This is a genomic window from Sphingobium sp. FW306-1B-F04DB (assembly GCF_058781925.1).
Map to the genome: position 1 here is coordinate 69520 of NZ_JBYSXE010000002.1, position 22229 is coordinate 91748.

A 22229-nucleotide genomic window follows, 5' to 3' on the forward strand; every position below is an offset into this window, starting at 1 on the left:
GATGGAACCGCACCAAGCGTCGCACGCCAAGGTTCCGGCATCGGTCTGGCTGATGCTGCTGTTCGTGGTCGCCGCCATATTCTATGCCGGCATCAAGACCGGCGGCTTCAATCTTCCGCTCGAACGGCTGCCCTGGTCGATCCTCGTGCCGATCATGGCGCTGTTCTGCTTCCTCCATTCGACCGTGATGCTGGGCTGGCGGCGTGCGCTCGTCCTGCTGGGGCTGTGCGTCATCATTTCGTTCTGCTTCGAATATGTCGGCCAGAGCACGGGCACGATTTTCGGCCCCTATCGCTATACCGACCTGCTGGGTGCCAAGCTGTTCGGGCGGATCCCGGTGCTGATCCCGTTCGCCTGGTACATGATGTTCTACCCGAGCTATGTCGTCACCAACCTGCTCGCCGAAAGCAGTCCGGTCGCGGTCAGGACGGGGGTCGCCTGGATCGCATGGATGTCGGCGCTAAGCGCGCTGGTGATGACCGCCTGGGACCTGACGATGGACCCGATCATGAGCTTCCATCCGTGCGAGACCGGAAGCGCGGCGTGTCTGCCCATGCTGCTCGACGAAACCAATGTCGGCCACCCCGCCTGGATCTGGGCGGACGGCGGCGAGCATTTCGGCGTACCGCTGCTCAATTATCGCGGCTGGATCTTGACCACGTTCGTGGTGTTCCTGCTGTTTCGCTGGTCCGAGACACGCCTCCCCCATCACCCTTGGCGCGGCGCGCGCTCGCGGATGATGGCATGGCTGCCCGTCGCCGCCTATGGCACGATGGCGATCATCGATGCGTGGCTGGGTTATCCCGAGATCGACGACATCCACCTGATCTCGCCCTTTGCGATGGGGATCCCGTTCCTCTTCGCCAGCTTCCAGCTGTTCGCCAACCGCACCGACCTGCCGCTGTGGCCACACCATGACCATCATTCCCCGCCCCCCATCCACAGATCCTCCAGGCGAAAGGCAGTGCGATGAGCGCGCAGCGCGTAGCAATACTGGGCGGCGGTCTGGCCGGCCTCGTCACCGCGCTCAACCTGACCGAGCCCGAACAGCAGGGACGCTACGACGTCACGGTCTATCAGCTCGGCTGGCGGCTCGGCGGCAAATGCGCGACGGGGCGCAATGCCGCGGTTCACGACCGCGTCCAGGAACACGGCCTGCACGTGTTCATGGGACAGTATGAGAACGCCTTCCACATGGTGCAGGCGCTCTACCGCGAGGCGGCGCATCCGCCCTTTGCCGACTGGCGCGCAGGCTTCACGCAGCAGGCATCGATGACGCTGATGGAGCAGGTGGACGGCCAATGGCTACCATGGGTGATCAATGCCACGGTGTTCCCGGGGACGCCGGGGATCGATCCGCCGCCCGACCTCTGGCAACGGCTCGTGCAGATCCTCGAATGGATCGAGCATCACGCGCTGCACACGCATGGCGCGGCATTTGCCGGGGAACGCGCCGCTCCGCGCCATTGGTGGCAAAGGCTGATCGCCCGCATTTTGGGAGAGGTCGAGCAGGTAACGGCCACGCTGGGGCGCGATCTGCTTGGCGCGGCAATCGCGATGTTCAAGGCGCTCGATCCCGACAGCGCCAACCACCGGCCGCATCACCACGCGGCCCTGGCGGGTGCGCTCGACGATGTCCGCCGCTGGCTGGACCGATGCGTCGCCGACAGGCTGGCGCAGGACACCGAACTCCGCCGCTTCTGGATCCTCGCGGAGCTTGCGCTGTCGAGCCTGATCGGCGGTTTGCGCGACGGCCTCCTGCTCGATCCCGCCGCCAATCTCGAGCGCGTCAATGCGCTCGACTACAAGGCATGGCTGAGGAGCCACGGCGCGGGCGAGATCGCGGTCGAATCGGCGCTGGTGCGCTCGCTCTACGACCTCATATTCGCCTACCCCGATGGCGACTGGCAGGGCGACGGCAATGTCGAGGCGGGCACGATGTTCCTTTCGTTGATGAACACCGCCTGCTACCAGGGCTCGCTGATCTGGAAGTTCAATACCGCGACCGGCGACCTGATCATGGCGCCGCTCTATGAGGTGCTCCACGCGCGCGGGGTGCGCTTCGAGTTCTTCGCGCGCGTGGACGAACTTGTACCGGCGGAGGATGGCACGGCCATCGCCGAGGTGAAGATCGGAAGGCAGGTGGCGCTGATCGGGCCCGAATACGCACCCTTGCGGACGCTGCCTTCGGGCCAGCGCGTATGGCCAGACCAGCCGCTCTACGATCAGATCGTCGAGGGTGCGGTGCTTGAAGCGGCGGGCGTCGATCTCGAATCGCGCTGGACGCCGTGGCTGGACAGCGGCGCACCGCTGACGCTTGTCGCAGGGCAGGACTATGACCTGCTCGTTCTCGCCATCCCGCCCGCCGCACATCCGACGATCTGTGCGCAGCTGATCGCGCAGAAAGCGAAATGGCAAGCGATGGTCGACGCCATCCAGACCACCGCGACGCAGAGCCTGCAGACATGGATGACCGCCGACGAGACGACGCTCGGCTGGTCGTACCCCGCGATGGTGGGTGCCTATGACCGCAGCAATCTCGACAGCTGGGCGGACATTTCGGATGTGCTCAGGACCGAACGCTGGCCCGTGTCGAGCGGGGTGGTGTCCGAGCAGATCGCGTGCGGCCCGCTCCCCTGCCCGCGCTTTCCGCCACCGGCGAGCGAGGGCGACTATCCCGCGCAGGTCCAGACCATCGTCGATGCCAATGCGCGCGGCTTTCTCGACGCCGATGCGAGCGTGTTCTGGAAGGACCGCTTCGGCAAGGGCGGGCCGCGTGAGGGCACGCTCGCCAGCAGCTACAGCCGCGCCAATATCGATCCGAGCGAGCGCTATACGCTCAGCGTGACCGGATCGTCCCGGCTTCGGATGCGGACCAGCGATTCCACCTATCCCAACCTCTACCTGGCGGGAGACTGGATTCAGAACGGCCAGAACCTGGGTTCGTTCGAGGCGACGACGGTGTCGGGCATGCTCGCCTCGCACGCGATTTCCGGGCTGCCCGAGGAGATCCGGCGCGTCGATGTGCACGCGCTCGACGGTCTCGTTGCCCCTCCCGGCACCGGCGGAGCGCCGCCGCGCTACGTCGAGCACGGCGGACTGATGACCTTCCCCGGACCGGTCAGCCTCAAGGGCACGCGGATGTGGGCCTTTCTGGTCGAGGCCGATGCCAACAGGCTCACCGCCTTCTGCCGCAAGCTGTTCGATGCCCCCAGCAACGGCGCGGTGCAGGTACGGCCGCTCGCGCCCGTGATGATGGTATCGGTGGTCGATATCGGCCACGGCGTATTCATTGATGTCCCCGAAATGGGCTGGTCACCCGAGCGCGAGCTGACCTTCTGGATCCCCGCAGTGCGCGTGCAGGAGGAAGGCGGGCGGACGATCGCGACGCATTTCGATTTCGTGATGCCCTATCTTATCCTCGACAATCCGGTGGCGATCGCCTCGGGCCGCGAGATCTTCGGCTATATGAAGCAGCGCGGCTGGATCGCGGTGCCAGGCGATCCCGATCAGCCGGCGGGGACGCTGAGCGTCGACCTGTTCGCCACAAAGACCTTCGGCCCGGATCAAGAGGAGAAGCGCCACCGCTTGCTCACGCTGTCGCCAGCGGGCCAGCGGGCCAGCGCAACGATGGAGAATATCGGTTCCTTCACCGACGCGGCGCGCGCATTGCACGCGCATATCGCGCCCGCGATCGATCAATGGCACCCGGGTCTGGGGTTCACGATCGACAGTATCGGAGACCTGCTCGCGGAACGCGTCCCCCAGCTATTCCTCAAGCAGTTCCGCGACGTCGCCGACGGCCGCAACGCCTGCTATCAGGCGATCACCGAGGCGATGGGCCAGGTGACGCGCTTTGACGCCGCGCCGCATCTTGTCGACTTCGACATGGTACTCGAAGCGCTCGACAGCTCGCCGATCGCGAGCGATTTCGGGATTGTGCCGCAGCAGCGCGTGACCGCGGTCGAAATCACCTACGACATGGTGATCCATCCCGGCCGGATATTGTGGCAGGCATAGCCAAGCCACGCGTGGCCGCGGGCAAACTCCGATTGTTGCGGCGCGGCATTTGGGGCATAAGAAACGCCACGCGGCGGGCGGGACCAGCGCCCGGTGCGGCTCTTATCTCGACGTCGGGCATGGGCTTGCACCATGGCTGGTTGGCCTGCGATCGCCGGAACCCCTTGCCCGCGTGAGGAGAGCCGCTTGCCCGACATCTTCCTCTCCTACAATCGGGAAGACCAGACGGTCGCGCGCCTTTTCGCCGAGGCGCTCGAGGCCGAGGGACATTCGGTGTGGTGGGATGTCACGCTGCGATCGGGCCAGTCCTATGACGAGGTGACCGAGGCGGCGCTGCGCGGCGCGAGTGCGGTCGTAGTGCTGTGGTCGCCGCGTTCGGTGACGTCACGTTGGGTGCGTGCCGAGGCGACGCTCGCCGATCGCAACCGCACGCTGGTCCCGGTGATGATCGAACCCTGCGAACGGCCGATCATGTTCGAGCTGACGCAGACCGCCGAACTCGGTCATTGGCGTGGGGACCGAAGCGATTCGGCATGGCAGGCCTTTGCGCGCGATGTCCGCGATTTCGTCAGCCGCGGCGGCGCCGGTGTCGAGATCCAGCAGCCCCCCGCGGCACAGCAACCCGCCACGCCCGTTCCGGACCGGCACGGCGAGGCACCGAGCCTGGCGGTTCTGCCCTTCACCAATCGCTCGGGGCTGGCCGAAGACGATGTTTTCGCGATCGGCATGGTCGAGGACGTGATCGACGCGCTGTCGCAGGGGGTCAATCTGCGCGTCATCGCGAGCTCGGCCACCGCGCGCTACCGCAACGGCGGGGTGCCCGATCTCGACGTCATGGCCAGGCAGCTTGGCGTGCGCTACGTCATGGAGGGCAATGTCCGCCGCGTCGGCAGCGATCTGCGTGTCACCGCGCAACTGGTCGAGGCCGCGGGCGGCGCGATCCTGTGGACACAGAAGTTCGAGCGCCCCCTGTCCGAGCTCGCCGCGCTGCAGGAGGAGCTCGTCCTCGACGTGGCAGCGCATCTCGATTCGCAGGTCCACCGCGTCGAGATGGAACGCGCGCTCAGGAAGCCCAGCGACCTCACCGCGTGGGAGTGCGTGACGCGCGCGATCGCCTCCTATCGCCAGATCAGCCCGCAATCGGTGGTCCATGCGTTGCATGAGGCCAAGCGCGCGGTCGAGCTGTCACCCGATTATGCGCTGGCGCATGCGATGCTCGCGGATGCGCAGGCCACGGTTTACATGTGGACCTCCCCCGACGACGCTGCGGCGATCAGCGCGATCACCGGGCATATCGACCGCGCGCTCGCGCTCGAGCCCGACAGTGCGATGGTGCTCGCCCATGTCGCAGAGGCCTTCAACTATATCGGTCGCCCGCAGGAGGCGATCGGCCCCGCCGAACGCGCGATCCAGCTCAGCCCCAATTTCGGGCTCGCGCACTATAGCTGCGCGGTCGCGTGCCTGCTGCTCGATCGCACCGACGAGGCGCTGGCGCATCTCGATGCCGAGCTGAAGGCCGCGCCGGGCTCGCACACGCTGTTCGCGTCGCACATCTGGCGCGGATCGGCATATATCCGCAAGCGCGACTGGGGGGCGGCGTCGCTCGCCTATGCGCACGCGACACGACTCAACCCGGGCGCGACCAGCGGCTATCTGGGACAGGCCATTGCCGCGTCGCTGATGGAACGCTCCGATGAAGCGCGCGCAGCGATGCAGAAGGTGCGGCAACTCGAGCCGGCAATACCGCTGGCGGCCTGGGAGCGGATCATGCGGCGCGGCCTCGCCAACAATGCGGTGGCCCGTGAGGTCATCGAACACATGCGCGTCATGTGGGAACAGACCGACGACGCCGTTGCGCAGCTGCAGCACTGAACCGGGCGGTCAGGGGCGGCGCAGCAGCGCCACCGTGCCGTGGCCGCCATCGGCGCACACGCTGACGATCGCGAACGATCCCGATGGAGCGGCCCACAATTCCTTGACCGCCTGGCTGAGATCGCGCGCGCCGGTCGCCGCAAAGGGATGCCCGATCGCGACCGATCCGCCATTGGGATTGACCCGATCCCACGGGAACGCGCCGAAATCGAAATCCACGCCTGCGCGATCGCGCGTCCAGCCGGGCTTCTCCAGCGCCGCGACATTGGCAAGCACCTGCGCCGCAAAGGCTTCGTGGATTTCCCACAGCGCAATGTCGGCATATTTAAGCCCATGGCGTGCGAGCAGCCGCGGTATCGCGAAGCTCGGCGCCATCAGCAGGCCGTCAACGGCGTGATCGACCGCGGCGACTTCGTGATCGACCAGTTCGGCGTAAGGCGTGTCGCCGGGCAGCTTCGCGATCCCGGCCTCGGTCGCGACCCAGCAGGCGGCCGCACCATCGGTGATCGGCGAGCTGTTGCCCGCGGTGAGCGAGCCCTTGCCCGACTTGTCGAAGGCAGGGGCGAGCGCCGCGAGCTTTTCGGCAGACGTGTCGGCGCGCGGATTGGCGTCGCGCGCGAGCTCGGGAAGCGCGATCACGAGATCGTCGAAGAAGCCGTTCTCCCATCCCGCGACCGCGCGCTGGTGGCTCTTGAGCGCCCAGTCGTCCTGCGCCGCCCGGCCGATGCTCCAGGCCTGCGCGGTCTCCTCCATATGGTCGCCCATCGTCCGGCCGGTGATCCGGTTGGCCCAGCCCTTGAGGGGCAGGACGAGATCGTCGGGCGTCAGCGCCTGCAGCGCGGCCAGCGCTGCTGGCGGATTCTCGCGGAACAGCTTCACGATCCGCTTGGATGCGTCGAGCTTGAGCCCGATCGGCGGATTGCTCATCACCTCCGCACCGCCGACAAGCGCCAGATCTGCGCTGCCGCCGAGCATACCCGCCGCCGCAAAGGCGGCCACCATGCTGGTCGAACAGGCAAGCACCGCCGAAAAGGCGGGCACGGTCGGATCGAGCCCCGCATCGAGCCAGATCTCGCGCCCGATATTGCTCCAGCCGAGGCTCGGGATCACCGTTCCCCAGACGAACAGGTCGGGGCGTGCGCGTTCCGCCATTGCCCTGGCGAGCGGAACCGACAGGCTGGTCGCATCATGATCGGCGAGCGCGCCGCCGCCGCGCCCGAAGGGCGTGCGCAAGCCGGAAGCGATGAAGGTCTTTTGGGCGAAACGCTGCATGGGTGCCTCTCCAAAGAGCTGACGTCATTCCTGACCGGTGCAACCGTGCCCGACTGCTGCCGATTCGTCGATGGCGGAGCGAAACACGTTCCCGAGGCGCGGGATCGCCGTGACCGGATGCTAACAGGCTACCGCCGCCGGAATCGCAAAGCGGACTTGCGCGCCGCCATCGGGATGGTTGGACGCCACGATCGTGCCTCCATGCGCCGCGATGATCGACTGGCAAATGGCAAGGCCGATACCCATACCGCCTTCCTTGGTCGTGAAGAAGCCATCGAAGATGCGCTCAAGGTCCGTGGCGGGGATGCCCGGGCCGCTGTCGTGTATCGAGAAGACGACCTGTCCCTCACGGTCCAGGCTTGTGCCGAGTTCGATGCGGCGGTCGTCTCCGCCACGCTGTTCGATGGCCTGGACACTGTTGAGCAGCAGGTTGACGATCACCTGCTGCAGCTGGACCCGGTCGCCGATGACGATCGGAAGCGGGCAGTCAAAGTTCGCCGAGACCTCGATCGATTGCGATTCGATCTCGTGCCGCATGAAGAGCAACGCCTCGCGGGCGATCTCGTTCAGGTCGAGCGGCGCCCGTTCGGGCCGGTGCTTCGCCGCCATGCCGCGGATACGCTGGACGATCTCGTTCGCGCGGCGCGCGCTCGCGACGATACGTGATGTGAGCTGTTCGACCTTGGCGATATTGGGGTCAGCGCGCGCAAGCCAGCGAAGGCTCGTCTCGGCGTTGGTCACGATGGCAGCCAGTGGCTGATTGACCTCGTGCGCGATCGACGTCGTCAGCTCGCCCAGCGTGAAGACGCGCGCCGCGTGCGCGAAATCCGCCTGGAGCTGCCTGAGCTGGGCCTCGGTGCGAAGGCGGTCGCTTACATCCTCGATGCAGAGGAGCGTCACATCGAGCTGCTCGGGGGGCGTCGGGTAGGTCACGGACAGCTGGACGTCGAGCAATCGGCCATCGAAAGTTCGTACCTTCGTCAGTTCGCCGTAATTTCGTTGCCCGTTGAAGCGAGCCACCATCACGCGCCTCAGGGTCTCCTTGGCTTCGGCGAACAGATAACGGACGGGCCTGATGAAGTCCGCAGGGCCGTTGCCTCCGAAAAGCAGGATCGCGTTGAGATTGATTTCGGTCACGCGCACGGTATCGCAAGCCAGTTCGACGAGTTCGGGATGGCTGGCAATATAGAGGTCGAGGTCGGTCACACCCCCGGCCCTGATCTCGGCGAAGATCGGCTCCATGCCGGACGCATCGACCTGCCAGAGCGCGACCGGCATTGCGTGGATGAGCTTGCGATAGCGCTCCTCGCTCGCGCGCACATACCAGAATGAGCGGTCATCATCGGGACCGCCCCTCACCGCCACGAAAATGATGTCCGAAAGACCGCGATCGGCGCGACGCCAAACCGTGACGACGGGATCGCGGAGGATTCCGTCGGAGGCGATCTCGCGCGTCCAGGGCCCGGCGGCCGTGCAATCGGTTGCGGCATCGACCAGCAGCTCGGCAAGGATCGAACGGCTCTCCACAGGCCAGAAGGCGGCAACGGACTGGCCGATCATCTCCTCGCGCGTGGCATCCCCCCCCACCACGCGCACCGTACGATCGTTGACATCGACGATCCGCGTAGCCTTCAGCAGTTCATCGGCCCATTGGGGTTGGCGCATCCGTCGCTCACCGAGCCCGCGTCGCCGGAGCACCGCGATCGACTCGAGCAGCGGTCGCGCCTCGTGGGTGTCGAGCTCCCAGCATGCCGCCATGAAATGATTGAAACTAGCGTCGGGGGACGTGGCATGCCAGATATCGGTCCGCGCCCAGCGTCCATATTCGACGATGTCACGGCGAGTTCCATCGGGATTGCACCGCACGGTTTGCCGGATCGCGGCAGTGATGTGCGTGCCCGCCGCCGTTCGCCGTTGCACGGTACCTTCCCACTTTCCCTCCTGGAGGAGCAGCCGCCAGTGCTCGGCGTCATCGGCTGCGTTCGTCGACAGGAAGCCGGGGTCGCCACCGGTGACCGCAAGGGCCGGCCAGCCGTACAGGGTTTCGGAAGCGGGGTTCCAGTAGCGGATGATTCCAGCGACATCGAAGACGATCACGCTTTCAGAGGCGAGGTCGGCAATGCCCATGTCGCCGGGCGATGCCGGCATCGCCTCTGGAGGGATGGAGGAGTAGGATGTCCTGGTCGTATCCGCCACCGGAAACTCACTCCCTGCGAGGTTCGCCGCCGGACTATCCGTCGCGGCCGAGCGCGGCGTTCAAATGGGAGAGAAGTATGTCATCGGCGACAGGCTTTGTCAGCCACGCAAGCACGCCTCCTTCGAGCGCACGCGCCCGGGCGCGCTCGTCGACCACCGAGGTGAGGATGATAACCGGCATCGACGACCCAAGCGCGTTGAGCCGATCGCACAGTTCGAGCCCGTTCAGCCCGGGCATGCGAATATCGGTTATCAGGCAATCGAAGCGCCCGGGTACGTAATCCGCGAGGAAGTTCGTCGCGCGATCGAACAGGCGGCACCGCAGACCCAGCACCTGCAAAAGATCGGCCAGGGATTCGCGGACGGCTTCGTCATCGTCCACGATCGCCACAACTGGAGTCCTGGGCAAGCGCATGGCCCTTCATCAACGCGACCGGATCGGCCACTAACCCATTGTTGCTCAACACAGGATCACCTGAAACCATACCATGGTCTAGGTCGCTGGCTTCTCGCGCAGCTCGGCGGGGAGCAGCTCCCACGCCCGGATGAGTTCGCCGATCGATGCGGCCTGCATCTTCTTCATGACGTTGCTGCGATGAAGCTTGACGGTGATCTCGCTGATGCACAGGTCGAACGCGATCTGCTTGTTGAGCCGGCCGCGCGCCACCTCGCGAAACACCTGGCTTTCGCGCGGTGTCAGCGTGGCGAAGCGCTCGGCATGTTGCCTGACGATCTGGTCATGCGCGCGCCGCACGACGTCGCGTTCGATGCCCGCCGTCACAGCGTCGAGCAGCGTCTGATCCCGGAACGGCTTGGTCAGGAAATCGATGGCGCCCGCCTTCATGGCCTGGACCGACATCGGAATGTCGCCATGGCCGGTGAGGAAGACGATCGGCTTGGTGTTGCCCGATGAGGCGAGCTGCTGCTGAAGGTCGAGCCCGCTCGAACCTGGCATGCGGACGTCGACGACCATGCAGCCCGCGCGTTCGGGCAGATCGGCTTCCAGAACCTCTCGCGGCGAGCCGAAACAGGTCGCATCGATGTCGACCGAGTGCATGAGCTCCCGGATTGCGGTGCGGACTTCGGCATCGTCATCGACGATGAGCACCAGCGGGCGTTCGGCTTCTGCACATGCGGGGGTCATGAAGCTATCCTCTTATCCGGCGCCAACGCCCGACGTCCGCGGTCGGCGAATACGGGCGCTGATCCGATCGTCGAACCAGTCCCTGACATTGTTCGAAAAGTCGACGGGTGCCTTGCGCTCGACGACATTGGCGACATCGGCCAGCGACTGGCTGGCGAGGCTGTCGCGCATCGCCTTTTCGGCGTTGAGCATCACGGCGTGGATCCCGCAGACGCCCTTTGTCGCCCAGGTCGGCGGCACGTCGCCGAATACCGCACAGCGGCCGCGAATCTCCTGACAGTCGAACAAGGGCTTGTGGCCATCGATCGCATCCACGATCTCAAGGAAGCTGATATGCTCAGGCGGCCGGGCGAGGCGATAGCCACCCCGCACCCCCTCCGAGGAATCAACGATGCCGGCCTTTTCGAGCCTGGCGAAGATCTTCGCAACCAAGCTTGGCGACACGCCCTGAAACTCTGCGAGATCGCGGCTGCTGGCGGGCCTGTCGCTCGCGCCGACCAGGAAGAGCAGGCAATGGATCCCATATTCCACGCTGACAGTAAGGTGCGCCATAACGCGGACTATATCAGTCCGTGTTTATCATGACAATCGCGAAGGCCGATCATGCCCGCCGGATCGGGCTCATGTCGAACGGAAGCCGATCCTGCGATGCGTATTGTCACAGAAAGGCTTGTTCGCACTGCCGCCGCAGCGGCAAAGCCGTGCGGTCTGAAGGCGGGCGATCGTTCGCCCGGTTCCGCTCAAGATCTCGAGATTGCCGCGGACGCGCAGCGGTCCGTCGAGCTCAGGCGTGATAGCGAGCGGGCCATCGCGTGCGACGAGCGCCTGGCTTTCGCGGCTTTCAGGTTCGCCCGTGGCAATGAAGCCGACATATTTGTGCGACTTGTCACAAAATGGCTTGTTCTTCGATGCCCCGCAGCGGCAGAGCGTCGCCCTGAACCCCGCGGCCGCCCCGTCGATCGACAGGTCGGCGCGCACCGCATAGGGACCATTCTCGCGAAGCGTCAGCAGGTTGGCGCGCGGGGGCTGCTCGTTGTGCCCGTCCCTGCGCGCATAGGTAAGCGCGCCCGACGGACATTGCCGCACGACCGCGCTTGAGTCTTCGGCAGAGCCTGCATCGGGAAATATCCATGACCCCTGGACGTCCGAGAGGAACACGCCGGGCATCTGCGTCACGCAGACGCGCGCATGGATGCAGCGCTTTCCCTGGAACATGACGGTGATTTCTTCGCCTTCGGCCGTTTCAATCCCGTCGACCACTTGCGTCTTTGCGGAAACCGGAGCGGTAGCGGGTTGCGACGGCTCTACCTTGGGTTCGAGCCTGGGCTCGGGCGCGTCGCGGAGCCTCGCGCTCACCGATCCCAATATCCTCGCGGCGCGGGCGCAACGCGGGTCGTCCGGATCGAGCATCGCTGCGACGCCGGCAAGTTGCCCGATCCGCTCGACATAGAAGCGCCGTGCGCTCGTCCCGGGGGGAAGCGAAGCGGCATCGCGGAGCGCGGTGAAAGAGACGCCGGCGTTGCAGCCAGGGTTGGACGGCCCGGCAGGCAGGCGGGCGGCCCGCTCGGCGAGCGGCATGAGTACGTGCATCAGGCTGATCGCGCCGCCGATATAGAGCGCCTTGTCGGCATTCGACGTCGGGATCGCATAGGCGGCGGCGAGCAGCCGGAGCGCCAGCGCATAGACCGCATTCGCAAGATCCACGGTCGCCACCGCGTCGGCATCCTCGAGCCACACGCGCCCCTCGGGCCGCGGCGGCTTGCGCAGGACCGGATTGTGCGCGGCGGGATGGGCGGGAACGAAGTCGGGATCATCGGCCTTGAGCGCGCGGTATTCCTCGCGGATCGTCACGAATCGCTGGAAATGCGAATTCTCGCGGTGCGACGGCGCGCCTTCGCCTTCGAGGATGATCTCGTTGAGCGCTGCCAGCGCGGTTGCAAGGTCGGTGACGGGGCAGGCGCCGGCGAGATCGACCTCGGCGGACGACAATTGCAGCGACGAATCGCCACAGAAGAGGTTGGACTCGCCCAACTCGTCGGCGAGCGACTGGAGGTCGCGACCGATCGTCTCGTAGAAAATCCCGACGGTCGCGTAGTCATATGCGGCCGGGGTCAGCCGCGGGGCGACAGGCGTCCGCGTCGTTCCGCTTTCCGACGCGAAGCCCGGTCCATCGGGTTCGTCCGAACCTTGAGGGCGCTCAAGGTGGATGAAATGCTGGATGACGGCTTCGCTGAACGGCTGAAGCCGCACAACGATGCCCGCGGGCAGATAGCCCGGGTCGAGCGGAAAATTCGCCCTTCCGAACCGTGGCGCCCCGCCGAGCGCCGACGTGATGTTCCAGACTGCAACGAGATGGCTCATCTCGTCGATCGCCACATCGAGTATCATCCGACGCCAGCGTTTCACGGCATCGGCCTGGGCTGGATTGAGCCCTTCTCCTTCGCCGTCCTTCAAACTGAAGGCGGCGTAAAGATAGGTGCACATGAGCGTTTGCTCGAGCTCGGCCGCTTCGTACAGCGAATGCATGAGCTTTTCGCGGCTCGCAGCCGGGATATCAGGAACTGTCTGGAGCATTCTCATCGGTCTCTTTGGCTGAGAAGCTGAACTGTCGCGCAACGATTCCTTTACACGTTAACGGCCCGGCACTTCGGGGATCAGACGCAAGGCATGACAAAAAGACTGTACCGTTCGATCCCCCGGAAGCTCAATAGCCAGCCAGAAGCTGCCGTTATGCCGTTCATTGTATCGGATGGCCGACCCTGCCACCAGCGCGACCTGTACCAAAGTATAGGCAGGCCTATTCTCGACACGTCCGGGCACCCGCCATACCCTTCGCGCTCGCTCTCAGAGCTACCAGCACCATGAGGTAAGGCGATGACCATAGCATGGGCTTCCGACCGCCTTGCGCTAGAAATTGACCGCTCGCGACCGATCCCCATCACCAGCCAGATCAGTGCCACTTTGCGCAGCGCGATCCTCGAGGGACACCTGCAGCCCGGCACGAGGCTTCCTTCATGGCTCGACATGGCAACCCAGCTGGGCGTCGCACGCGGCACCGTGAAGGCTGCCTATGAGGCGCTCGCGGACGAATTCCTGGTGGAGACCGCCGGAGCTGCGGGCACACGTGTGGCGAAGAGGCCGCCCGGTGAAGCTGCACATGAAGCTGCACAGCCCGCGATCGAGATCCCGCGCCCCCTGCGGGACATCGAACGGGGCTTTTCGCTCCCGCCCCTGCCCTTCCAGATGGGGGTGCCCGCGCAGGATGCCTTTCCCGTAAAGCTGTGGTCGCGGCTGCGGGTCCGCGCTGCGCGGGAAGATGCGATGGCGCCGGTCGGTCCGCCCGATCCTCGCGGCCGTCCCGAGCTTCGGGCGCAGATCGCGAGCTATCTGGCTATCACCCGCGGTATCCGGTGCGTGCCCGATCAGATCATCCTGACCAGCGGGTACAAGAATGGGCTCTGCCTTGCGATGCTGACACTGCAGGTGCGCGGACGATCCGCCTGGCTGGAGGACCCGGGCTATCCGGTGGCACGCATGGGCCTTGAGCTTGCGGGCATGAATGTCGTGCCCGTGCCCGTCGATGATGAGGGCATTCAGGTCGATCGGGGGATCGCGCTCGCGCCGGATGCTGCGATCGCGGTGGTCACGCCGGGCCAGCAGGCGCCCACCGGGGTCGCGCTTTCCACACGGCGCCGTGGCGAGCTTCTGGCCTGGGCCGCGAGGGAAGATGCCTGGATCATCGAGGACGACTATCTGAGCGAGCTGCAGCTGTCGGGCCGCGCCTCGCCCGCGCTCGCGGCCGAAGATCCTGCGGGCCGGGTGATCCACATCGGCAGCTTCGGCAAGACGCTGAGCCCCGCGCTTGGCCTTGGCTTCGTGGTGGCGCCGGTTTCGCTTGCAGGACGCTTTGGCGAAGTGGCGGCGTGCCTCAATCCGGCGCCTAACCCGACAACGCAGCTAGCGCTCGCCGACTTCCTGGCTGACGGCCATTATCTGCGCCACCTGCGCCACATGAAGCGACTGTACCGCGAGCGCCACGACGCGCTGCACGCGTGCCTTGGCAGGCATTTGCCCGTCGAGGGTTTTGCTGGGCTGGCCGTGCTCGCGAGGCTGCCCGAAGGGACGGATGATGCGGACGTCGCCCGGCGCGCGCTCGAAAAGGGCATCGCGCCGCTCCCGCTCTCGGTCTGGTACAGCGACCCCGCCCGTGCCGCATCGGGCCTGCTCCTGTGCGTGACCAATATGGGCAAGGGACATGTCGAGAAATCGTGCGCGACGCTCATGAACCTGATCAGGAACCCCGCCTGACCCGATGACTTGCCCGCGCGCATGCGCGGCACCCGGACGTGGAGAGAACGGACCGTGAAGCTCATGCATGTTGATGCCAGCCCCAAGGCAACGCACTCCAGCTCGCGCGCGCTGTCGCGCTATTTCGTGGAACAGCTGCGCCTGCGCGTCCCCGCGCTGCGCGTCGACTATCTCGACCTTGCCGTAAATCCGCCGCCGCATGTTACCGAGGCCTTCACCGCGGCAACCTATACGCCCGCCGATCAGCGCACACCCGGGATGCGTGCCGCGCTCGCCGCCTCCGACACGCTGTGCAAGCGCCTGCTCGATGCCGATGCGCTCATCTTTGCGATGCCCATGCACAACTGGTCCATGCCGTCGACCTTCAAGGCGTTCATCGATGCGATCGTACGCACCAACATCACCTATGTGCCGACGAGCGACGGGCAGTATCTTGGCCAACTGGAAGGACGCAAGGTGCTCTTCCTGACCACGCGTGGCGCCGACCTTCGCCCGGGAACCCCCTTTGAAGGCATGGATGCGTTGACCCCCGCGTTGCGCGCGGCCTTCGGCTTCATCGGCGTATCCGATCCGACCTTCGTCGACGCGCAGCCGCTGCAGTTTGCGGACGCTGCCGCGCGCGCCGCTGCGCTGGTGCGGGCGCGCGCTGAGCTGAGCCATGTCGCCCGGAACTGGGCCGCCAGCGCCAGAACCGCGCGTGACACGGCACAATCGGAGTTCGCGCTCCTGCCCTGTCGCGAATTCGACGCACAGGTATCTTCATGCCAGTGAATGGTGCAGTCATATCTGCACCACTCGGGTCTGACACCGCCGGTCAAATATTCTATGATGGGGCCCCATCCCGTTCGGTCGAAACGCCATGAGTCCACAGGTTACAGAAAACCCCGTCGAGCGCCGCTTCGAACTGGCATTGCCCGATGAGGCAATCGCCGCAGCCTATTACCGCGTCGATGACGACGGGCGCCTCGTCCTCATCCATACCGAAGTGCCATCGGAATTTTCGGGACAGGGGATAGCGACGCGGCTGGCGATCGGGGCTTTTGACCTGATGCGCCAATCGGGCCGCAAGGCCGTGCTCAGATGCCCGTTCATGCTGGTCTTCTTCGAGAAACATCCGGAATATGCCGATGTCGTTGCCGGCTAAAGGCCGCCTTGGCTTCGCCCGGCGACCGAGACTTTCGGGAAAGGCATGAGAGAATGAACGACGACTATGATCTCGGGCGCTTCCTCGAAGCGCAGAAGGACGTGTACGACGACGCGCTCGATATCCTGCGGCGCGGCATGATGTGCACGCCCTATATGGAGTTCATCTTCCCCCGGCTCGCCGGAGCCGATGGCGATGGCGCCACCAACCCCTACGCGATCGCGTCACTGGACGAGGCGCGGGCCTATCTGGCATTTCCAGTGCTCGGCAATCGCTATCGTGAATGCGTCGACGCGCTGTCGTGGCTTGCGGGGAAATCGGTAGGCGAGGTGTTCGGCGAGGTCGACACCAGAAAACTCCATTCCTCGCTGACGCTCTTCGCCGAGGCGAGCAATGAACAGCTGCTGCGCAACATGCTCATCGTCTGGTTCGACAATTTCGTCGACGAGGACACGATGGCCCGCCTCCAGGACGGCTAGGACCAGCCCGCCCGGGGGGTCCACTGCCCGCCTTTCAGACGACCGCGAGCGACCGGCGAAGCCAATCCTCGAAGCGCGTCGACGCAATGTGCGTATGCGCGCTGCTTGCCAGCAATGCGCTGTCCACCCGGGCGCCGAAATAGGGCACGGCTGGGTCGGCCATGATCGTGCGCGGGTCCTCGTTGGCGGTCAGTATCGCTTCCGCAAGTTCAGGCAGCCCATAGGTGTCGGGGCCCGCTATCTCGACGATGTGGCCGCCCGGCAGATCAAGGGCCGCGCGCGCCAGGGCACTGGCGACGTCCTCGGCGGCGATCGGCTGCATGTGCAGCGGCGGCACGCGCACGGTGTCCCTGTCACTCACCGCGTCCGCAATCGCATACACATATTCGAAAAAGGGCGTCGAGCGGAGGATCGTGAAGGGCAGGCCGGAATCGGTGACGATACGCTCCTGGACCGCCTTGGCCTGAAAATATCCGCTGTCGAGACGCCCCGTGCCGACCGCCGAAAGGACCACATGATGGGCGACGCCCGCGCTGCGTTCCGCCGTCATCAGATTTGCCCCGGCAAGCTCAAAAAAGCGCCGCATGCGATCGGCATCCGCATAGCCGGGGTTGGAGGCGTCAACCACCACCTCTGTGCCCTCGAGAGCCGCATCCAGCCCCTTGCCGGAAAGGACGTCGACATTGGTTGATCGCGAGGCGGCGACGGCTTCATGACCCTGCCGGACAAGTTCCGCGACGAGCTTCGCACCAACCAGCCCGGTGCCGCCAATGACAGTAATTTTCATGGTTCTGTCTTTCGTTCAATGAAATAGGGTCCCTGGCGAGGCCGATCAGCCCCCGCGAGATGCGGCAATGCCTTGCTCCTCATCGGGATAGGCGGTTTCGAAGCGCGACCCGCGTTCGAGCGTCTTGTGGACGGGGCAACGGTCGGCCACACCAAGCAGCTCGGTCTGCTCATCACTGCTGAGCGGCCCCTCGATCGTGATGCGGCGCGTAAACACGTCGGGAATGGCCGTTTCCGGCTCCTTGCGATGCGTCACCGATGTCCGGATACGCGTGACCGTCCATCCCTTGCGCGTCGCATAGAGACGCAGCGTCATCGTCGTGCACGCCGCAAGCGCTGCCGAGAGAAGGTTGAAAGGGGTTGGTCCCGAGCCAAGTCCACCGACACTCTCGGGTTCGTCGGCGATAAAGCTTGCCTGGCCCGCGCGCATCGCCAGCTGGAACTTGCCGAGGCCGGTTTCCTCGGCTTCGGCGTCATATTCGCTCTTTGGCAATGGCGGCGGTTCCGGCAGATAGCGGCCCGCCCAGGCGCCGATCATGTCGGCGGCAAAGTCGGCGTCTTTTTGCGCGGTCAGCAGATGATCGGCACCGTCCAGCGATACGAAGCTCTTGGGGTGTCGTGCGGCAAGATAAATCTGTGTCACATTGTCGATGCCCACCACCTCGTCGGTGGGCGAGTGGAGCAGCAAAAGCGGTCGCTTCAGCGCGGCAATGCGCGCGCCTTGATCCTGCTCGCGCAGGTCGTCGACCAGCTTCCGTCCGACGGTGAAGGGGCGATACCCGATGGATACACGCGCGCGACCTTCCCGCTCTATTTCTGCAAGCGCGGCCGGATTGAAGTGCTTCAGGACATGCGCGGTGTCGAAAGGCGCTCCAATCGCGACCACCCCGCGTATTTGCGGCAGCGCGCCGGCAGCGGCCAGCACCGCGGCGCCGCCAAGGCTGTGCCCCACCAGCAGCGCCGGAGGCATGCCCGCCCCTTCCATCGCCTTTGCGGCCGCAATCAGGTCCTCGACATTGAGGCTGAAGCTCGAATCCCCGAACTCGCCCTCGCTGCGACCGAGGCCGGTGAAATCGAATCGCAACACGCCGATCCCGGAGGCGGCCAGTCTGCGCCCTATCCGCACCGCCGCCATGTTGTCCTTACCACATGTGAAGCAATGCGCGAACAACGCCCAGGCGCGTGCCGGCCCCGCCGGCACCTCTATCCGGCCGGAGAGAAGGTCACCGGCGGCGCTGCGGAAGTCGAAGACTTTGGTAGGCATTGGTGTCTCACTTGGTCTTGTGGGAGTGCATCAATCCACTGCTGCGTTCGCGACAGCGCCCGGCCGTGTTGCGCCCCCGTTGGAAAGCACCGCGGCGGTAATCGACATAGGCAGCGGCAGCGGCTTTTCGACCCTGGCGATGATGGGGAGGACGATCAGGAAGTGCGCGAAATAATACGCCGCCGCAATCTGCGAGATCATCACATAGGGCTCTTCAGCCGGCGCGCCGCCGCAATAGCCGAGCACGGCGATGCAGGGGATCAGGCCGAACCAGAAGAACTTCCTGAACAGCGGACGATAATGACCCGAGCGTACTGGTGAAGTGTCGAGCCAGGGCAGGAAGAAGAGCAGCAGGATCGACGCAAACATCGCGATCACGCCCCACAGCTTCGCGGGCAGGATGAAGTCGACGGTGAAGGCGCGCAGGATCGCGTAGAACGGCCAGAAATACCATTCGGGCACGATGTGGGCGGGCGTCGAAAGCGGGTTGGCCGGGATATAGTTGTCCGGGTGGCCGAGCGTATTGGGAAAGAAGAACAGCACCATCGCAAACAGCACCAGCGCCACGCCGAGGCTGAAGCCGTCCTTCGCGGTGTAATAGGGGTGGAACGGCACGGTGTCCTGCGACCCCTGCACATCGACGCCCGTCGGGTTGTTCGAGCCAGGAATATGGATCGCCCAGATATGGAGGACGATCACCCCCGCTATAACGAAAGGCAGCAGATAGTGGAGCGAGAAGAAGCGGTTGAGCGCAGCGTTGTCGGGCGCGAAGCCGCCGAGCAGCCAGGCCTGGATGGTATCACCGACCAACGGGATCGCACCGAACAGGCCGGTGATCACCTTGGCGCCCCAGAAGCTCATCTGCCCCCAGGGAAGCACATAGCCCATGAAGGCTGTCGCCATCAGCAGCAGGAAGATGACAAGGCCCAGCAGCCATACGATCTCGCGCGGCGCCTTGTAGGAGCCGAAGTACAGCCCGCGGAACATGTGGGTATAGACCGAGGCGAAGAAGAGCGACGCGCCGTTCATGTGGGCATAGCGGATGAGCCAGCCCGAATTCACGTCGCGCATCACGTGCTCGACGCTGTCGAAGGCGAAGCCGGTGTTCGCCGCATAGTGCATCGCGAGCACAATGCCGGTCACGATCTGGATCACGAGCGCGGCACCGTTGAGCACGCCGAAATTCCAGAAATAGTTGAGGTTGCGCGGGACGGGATAGCCGCCCCCCGTCACGGCATAGACGAAACGCGGCAGCGGCAGCTTTTCGTCGAGCCAGCGCATGGCAGGATGCTCGGGTTGATAATGCGTCGCCCAGGGAAAGCTCATGATCCTGCCCGTCACTCGTGCGAATTGGTTATCCTCGAACTAGACCCTCGAACGCCACGGCTTCAGGTTCAAGACGGGTCAATCCGCCTGTACCAAGCCTCGATTGCCGCACCGATCTCAGCTCCGCAACACCTTCTCGATCCGCCGGTCCGGCACGAGCCAGAGGAAAATGACGCCCACATAGATGGCGATCGCCAGAGAACGGTCGACAAAGCTCAGCGCGATCGCGGCAGTATAGAGCGCGAGACTGAGCTTGCCCTTCAGATCCTTGCCAAAAGCGCGCGCCACGGCTGAATCACCCGGATTGCTGGCGATGATCATCCGTCCGGTGAGCTGATAGCCGACCGAGGCCATGCCGACCACGATGCCGTACGCAGCGATCGCGCCCGCGGCAAAACCGCTCTCGTCGAGCCAGCGGATGACGAACGGCACGAGGCTCAGCCAGAACAGAAAGAACAGGTTTGCCCAGAGCACGCGCCCGTCGATCCGGCCGGTGGCCTGCAGCATATGGTGGTGATTGTTCCAGAACTGGCCGACATTGATGAAGCTCACCGCATAGGCGAGCAGGGTCGGCACGCTCTTCGAAAGATCGCGCAATCCTTCCCCTTCGGGCACCTTCAGCTCGAGCACCATGATCGTGATGATGATCGCGATGACGCCGTCGGTGAACGCCTCGAGCCTGCCTTTCGTCATGGGCTCCCCGCCTTTGTCTGTGGTGGTGGACGGGCGGCTCGTCCGTCGACCCCCCCCCCCCCCCCCCCCCCCGACGCCATTCGTCGCTGCCTAGGCCAGACCTTCGACCTTGAGGGTCGCCTCGACCGCCGGCCTCGTCTTCAGCCGCTCATATAGCCCGGCAAGACGCTCGGGCACAGTCATGCCGAACTTCTGCGCCCATAGCAGCGTCACGAAAAGGTAGAAGTCGGCGACGCTCGGCCGGTCGCCGAACAGATAATCGCCCCGCATGGTGTCGGCGAGATACTGCATGCGCTTGGTGATATAGGCGCTCGCGGCCTCCTTGTCGGCCGCACTGCTATCCTTCCAGAAGGGCTTGTAGCTCTTGTGGATTTCGGTCGAGATATAGGCCAGCGCCTCGAGAAGCCGGGTGCGGCCGAGCGGGCCTTCGAACCCGAGTTCGGGGTAGCGCGATGCGAGATAGTCGAGCACCGCGATGTTCTCGGTGAGCAGGTCCCCGTCGTCGAGGACGATCGCCGGGACATAGCCCTTGCTGGCGACCGCGTTGAAGTCCTCGTCCGACGCGGTGCGCTTGGTCCTGAGGTCGACGCTTTCGCTCTCAAAGGGTTGTCCGGCCTCGTGGAGCGCGATGTGGCCTGCAAGGCTGCATGCGCCCGGGCAGTAATAGAGTTTCATGAGATGCTCCTTGCTATTGGAACGTGCCGGGGGGCCGGGAATCCCGGCGCCCCGTTACTGACTCGGGCGCTTATGCCGCTGCGACAGCGGGCTCCTCGACCGGATGAACCGCACGCAGGCCGATCTGCACCTTGTTCCAGAAGTTGATCGCGCCGATCGCGACGGTCAGATGGGCGATCTCCTTCTCGTTGAACTGGCTTTGCAGCAGCGCATAATCGGCGTCGGGCGCGTTGGTTTCAGCCACGCGGGTCAGCGACTCCGTCCAGTTCAGCGCCGCGCGCTCGCGGTCGGTGTAGAGCGGCGACTCGCGCCATGCGTCGAGCAAATGGATGCGCATGGCGTTTTCGCCGTGCTTGGTCGCGTCCTTGGCGTGCATGTAGATGCAGAATGCGCATCCGTTGATCTGCGATGCCCGCAGCTTCACGAGTTCGAGCAGGCCATGGTCAAGGCCGGAATTGTCGACGCTGGCTTCGACGGCCAGCATGGCCTTCATGGCTTCGGGGGCTGTCTGGAAGATATTCATACGGGGGGTCATCGGTACTCTCCTTAAGTTTGGGGGATACGAAAACTGGATCTAGCCGGCGGACTCTCGTCCTGTGCGCGCATCCGCCACGGCCCAGAGCGCCAGGCAGGTGCCGAGGATCGCGGGCAGCGTGACCGCCGGAAAATCCCGGACGAGGTCAGAGGGGCTGCAAATGCCGACCGCTACTTCCCAGAAATGGAAAAGCGCATGGCCCCAGAGCCACAGCGTTGGCGCCGCCCAGAGGACGACGCGGTACTGCGGCCGGGCGACGCCCACGAGGAACGCGGTGCCGAGGAACAGGAAGATGAGGCCGATGTCGCGAATGAAGTGCTGGTTGAAAGGGCCGGTCGTAGTGACGCCGGGTACCGAGAAATACCAGTTTGCCGGCGAGTACAGCATATAGACGCCGTTCAGCTCGGCGGCGACGCCGAGGACAATGGCCAGACCCAAACAGAATTTCCTGATCATCGCGGATCCCTCATCGATAAGAGCGATGCCTGCACACCGCCTGTGTCGCACGGTGGCGC

At 64.9% G+C, this 22229-nt stretch carries 20 protein-coding genes; 7 read left to right on the plus strand and 13 right to left on the minus strand.

The features are described 5' to 3' along the window. The first annotated feature begins 1 nt into the window (after nucleotide 1). The 3 genes from AC3WJD_RS02410 (at nucleotide 2) to AC3WJD_RS02420 (ending at nucleotide 5892) form a co-directional block, all read left to right on the plus strand. Complete coding sequence (locus AC3WJD_RS02410) at nucleotides 2-973, plus strand: carotenoid biosynthesis protein (protein ID WP_492744191.1); 972 nt, start codon at nucleotides 2-4, stop codon at nucleotides 971-973. After that, nucleotides 970-4020, plus strand: a complete 3051-nt coding sequence (locus AC3WJD_RS02415) for an NAD(P)-binding protein (protein ID WP_492744193.1) — start codon at nucleotides 970-972, stop codon at nucleotides 4018-4020. Before AC3WJD_RS02410 ends, AC3WJD_RS02415 begins: the two co-directional genes overlap by 4 nt. Before the next feature lie 186 nt (nucleotides 4021-4206). Further along, nucleotides 4207-5892, plus strand: coding sequence for a TIR domain-containing protein (locus AC3WJD_RS02420; protein WP_492744195.1), 1686 nt, complete (start codon nucleotides 4207-4209; stop codon nucleotides 5890-5892). Nucleotides 5893-5901: 9 nt separating this feature from the next. On the opposite strand, the gene AC3WJD_RS02425 is transcribed toward AC3WJD_RS02420, so the two are convergent. The 6 genes from AC3WJD_RS02425 to AC3WJD_RS02450 all read right to left on the minus strand — a co-directional run bounded on the left by AC3WJD_RS02425 (nucleotide 5902) and on the right by AC3WJD_RS02450 (nucleotide 13078). Next, nucleotides 5902-7164 (minus strand): thiolase family protein, encoded by a 1263-nt coding sequence (locus tag AC3WJD_RS02425; protein WP_492744197.1) that lies wholly within the window; start codon nucleotides 7162-7164, stop codon nucleotides 5902-5904. A gap of 120 nt (nucleotides 7165-7284) precedes the next feature. Continuing rightward, on the minus strand, nucleotides 7285-9360 hold the full coding sequence (locus AC3WJD_RS02430; RefSeq protein WP_492744199.1) for a PAS domain-containing sensor histidine kinase: 2076 nt from the start codon (nucleotides 9358-9360) through the stop codon (nucleotides 7285-7287). Between the two features lie 34 nt (nucleotides 9361-9394). After that, a complete protein-coding gene (locus tag AC3WJD_RS02435) occupies nucleotides 9395-9751 on the minus strand; it encodes a response regulator transcription factor (RefSeq protein ID WP_492744201.1) in 357 nt (118 codons plus the stop codon). Between the two features lie 102 nt (nucleotides 9752-9853). Continuing rightward, nucleotides 9854-10504, minus strand: coding sequence for a response regulator transcription factor (locus AC3WJD_RS02440; RefSeq protein ID WP_492744203.1), 651 nt, complete (start codon nucleotides 10502-10504; stop codon nucleotides 9854-9856). Between the two features lie 12 nt (nucleotides 10505-10516). Beyond that, a complete protein-coding gene (locus AC3WJD_RS02445; RefSeq protein ID WP_492744205.1) occupies nucleotides 10517-11056 on the minus strand; it encodes an RrF2 family transcriptional regulator in 540 nt (179 codons plus the stop codon). 69 nt (nucleotides 11057-11125) lie between these two features. After that, a complete protein-coding gene (locus AC3WJD_RS02450) occupies nucleotides 11126-13078 on the minus strand; it encodes a ferritin-like domain-containing protein (protein WP_492744207.1) in 1953 nt (650 codons plus the stop codon). 300 nt (nucleotides 13079-13378) lie between these two features. Between AC3WJD_RS02450 and pdxR the strand changes: the two genes are divergently transcribed. The 4 genes from pdxR to AC3WJD_RS02470 all read left to right on the plus strand — a co-directional run bounded on the left by pdxR (nucleotide 13379) and on the right by AC3WJD_RS02470 (nucleotide 16435). After that, the gene (gene pdxR, locus AC3WJD_RS02455) at nucleotides 13379-14812 is read left to right on the plus strand and encodes a MocR-like pyridoxine biosynthesis transcription factor PdxR (protein ID WP_492744208.1); all 1434 of its coding nucleotides are present in this window, start codon (nucleotides 13379-13381) and stop codon (nucleotides 14810-14812) included. A gap of 63 nt (nucleotides 14813-14875) precedes the next feature. Continuing rightward, nucleotides 14876-15583 carry an FMN-dependent NADH-azoreductase gene (locus AC3WJD_RS02460; protein WP_492744348.1) on the plus strand — a complete coding sequence of 236 codons (708 nt, stop codon included), beginning with the start codon at nucleotides 14876-14878 and terminating at the stop codon, nucleotides 15581-15583. Between the two features lie 88 nt (nucleotides 15584-15671). Next, entirely contained in the window at nucleotides 15672-15956 is a 285-nt protein-coding gene (locus AC3WJD_RS02465; protein WP_492744210.1) for a GNAT family N-acetyltransferase, read from the plus strand. A gap of 53 nt (nucleotides 15957-16009) precedes the next feature. Then, entirely contained in the window at nucleotides 16010-16435 is a 426-nt protein-coding gene (locus AC3WJD_RS02470) for a DUF1810 domain-containing protein (protein ID WP_492744212.1), read from the plus strand. A gap of 34 nt (nucleotides 16436-16469) precedes the next feature. Here the strand turns inward: AC3WJD_RS02470 and AC3WJD_RS02475 are convergent, their stop codons facing one another. The 7 genes from AC3WJD_RS02475 to AC3WJD_RS02505 all read right to left on the minus strand — a co-directional run bounded on the left by AC3WJD_RS02475 (nucleotide 16470) and on the right by AC3WJD_RS02505 (nucleotide 22170). Then, entirely contained in the window at nucleotides 16470-17222 is a 753-nt protein-coding gene (locus AC3WJD_RS02475; RefSeq protein ID WP_492744214.1) for an SDR family oxidoreductase, read from the minus strand. 45 nt (nucleotides 17223-17267) lie between these two features. Continuing rightward, nucleotides 17268-18485, minus strand: a complete 1218-nt coding sequence (locus AC3WJD_RS02480; protein ID WP_492744216.1) for a bifunctional alpha/beta hydrolase/OsmC family protein — start codon at nucleotides 18483-18485, stop codon at nucleotides 17268-17270. A gap of 30 nt (nucleotides 18486-18515) precedes the next feature. Beyond that, on the minus strand, nucleotides 18516-19811 hold the full coding sequence (locus tag AC3WJD_RS02485; protein ID WP_492744217.1) for a cytochrome b: 1296 nt from the start codon (nucleotides 19809-19811) through the stop codon (nucleotides 18516-18518). 117 nt (nucleotides 19812-19928) lie between these two features. After that, nucleotides 19929-20504: a TMEM175 family protein gene (locus AC3WJD_RS02490; protein WP_492744218.1), complete on the minus strand. Its 576-nt coding sequence runs from the start codon at nucleotides 20502-20504 to the stop codon at nucleotides 19929-19931. Nucleotides 20505-20594: 90 nt separating this feature from the next. Then, the gene (locus AC3WJD_RS02495) at nucleotides 20595-21179 is read right to left on the minus strand and encodes a glutathione S-transferase N-terminal domain-containing protein (protein ID WP_492744220.1); all 585 of its coding nucleotides are present in this window, start codon (nucleotides 21177-21179) and stop codon (nucleotides 20595-20597) included. A 70-nt stretch (nucleotides 21180-21249) separates the two neighbouring features. Then, nucleotides 21250-21714 carry a carboxymuconolactone decarboxylase family protein gene (locus AC3WJD_RS02500; protein ID WP_492744222.1) on the minus strand — a complete coding sequence of 155 codons (465 nt, stop codon included), beginning with the start codon at nucleotides 21712-21714 and terminating at the stop codon, nucleotides 21250-21252. Between the two features lie 39 nt (nucleotides 21715-21753). After that, the gene (locus tag AC3WJD_RS02505; protein WP_492744223.1) at nucleotides 21754-22170 is read right to left on the minus strand and encodes a hypothetical protein; all 417 of its coding nucleotides are present in this window, start codon (nucleotides 22168-22170) and stop codon (nucleotides 21754-21756) included. Between the last annotated feature and the right edge of the window lie 59 nt (nucleotides 22171-22229).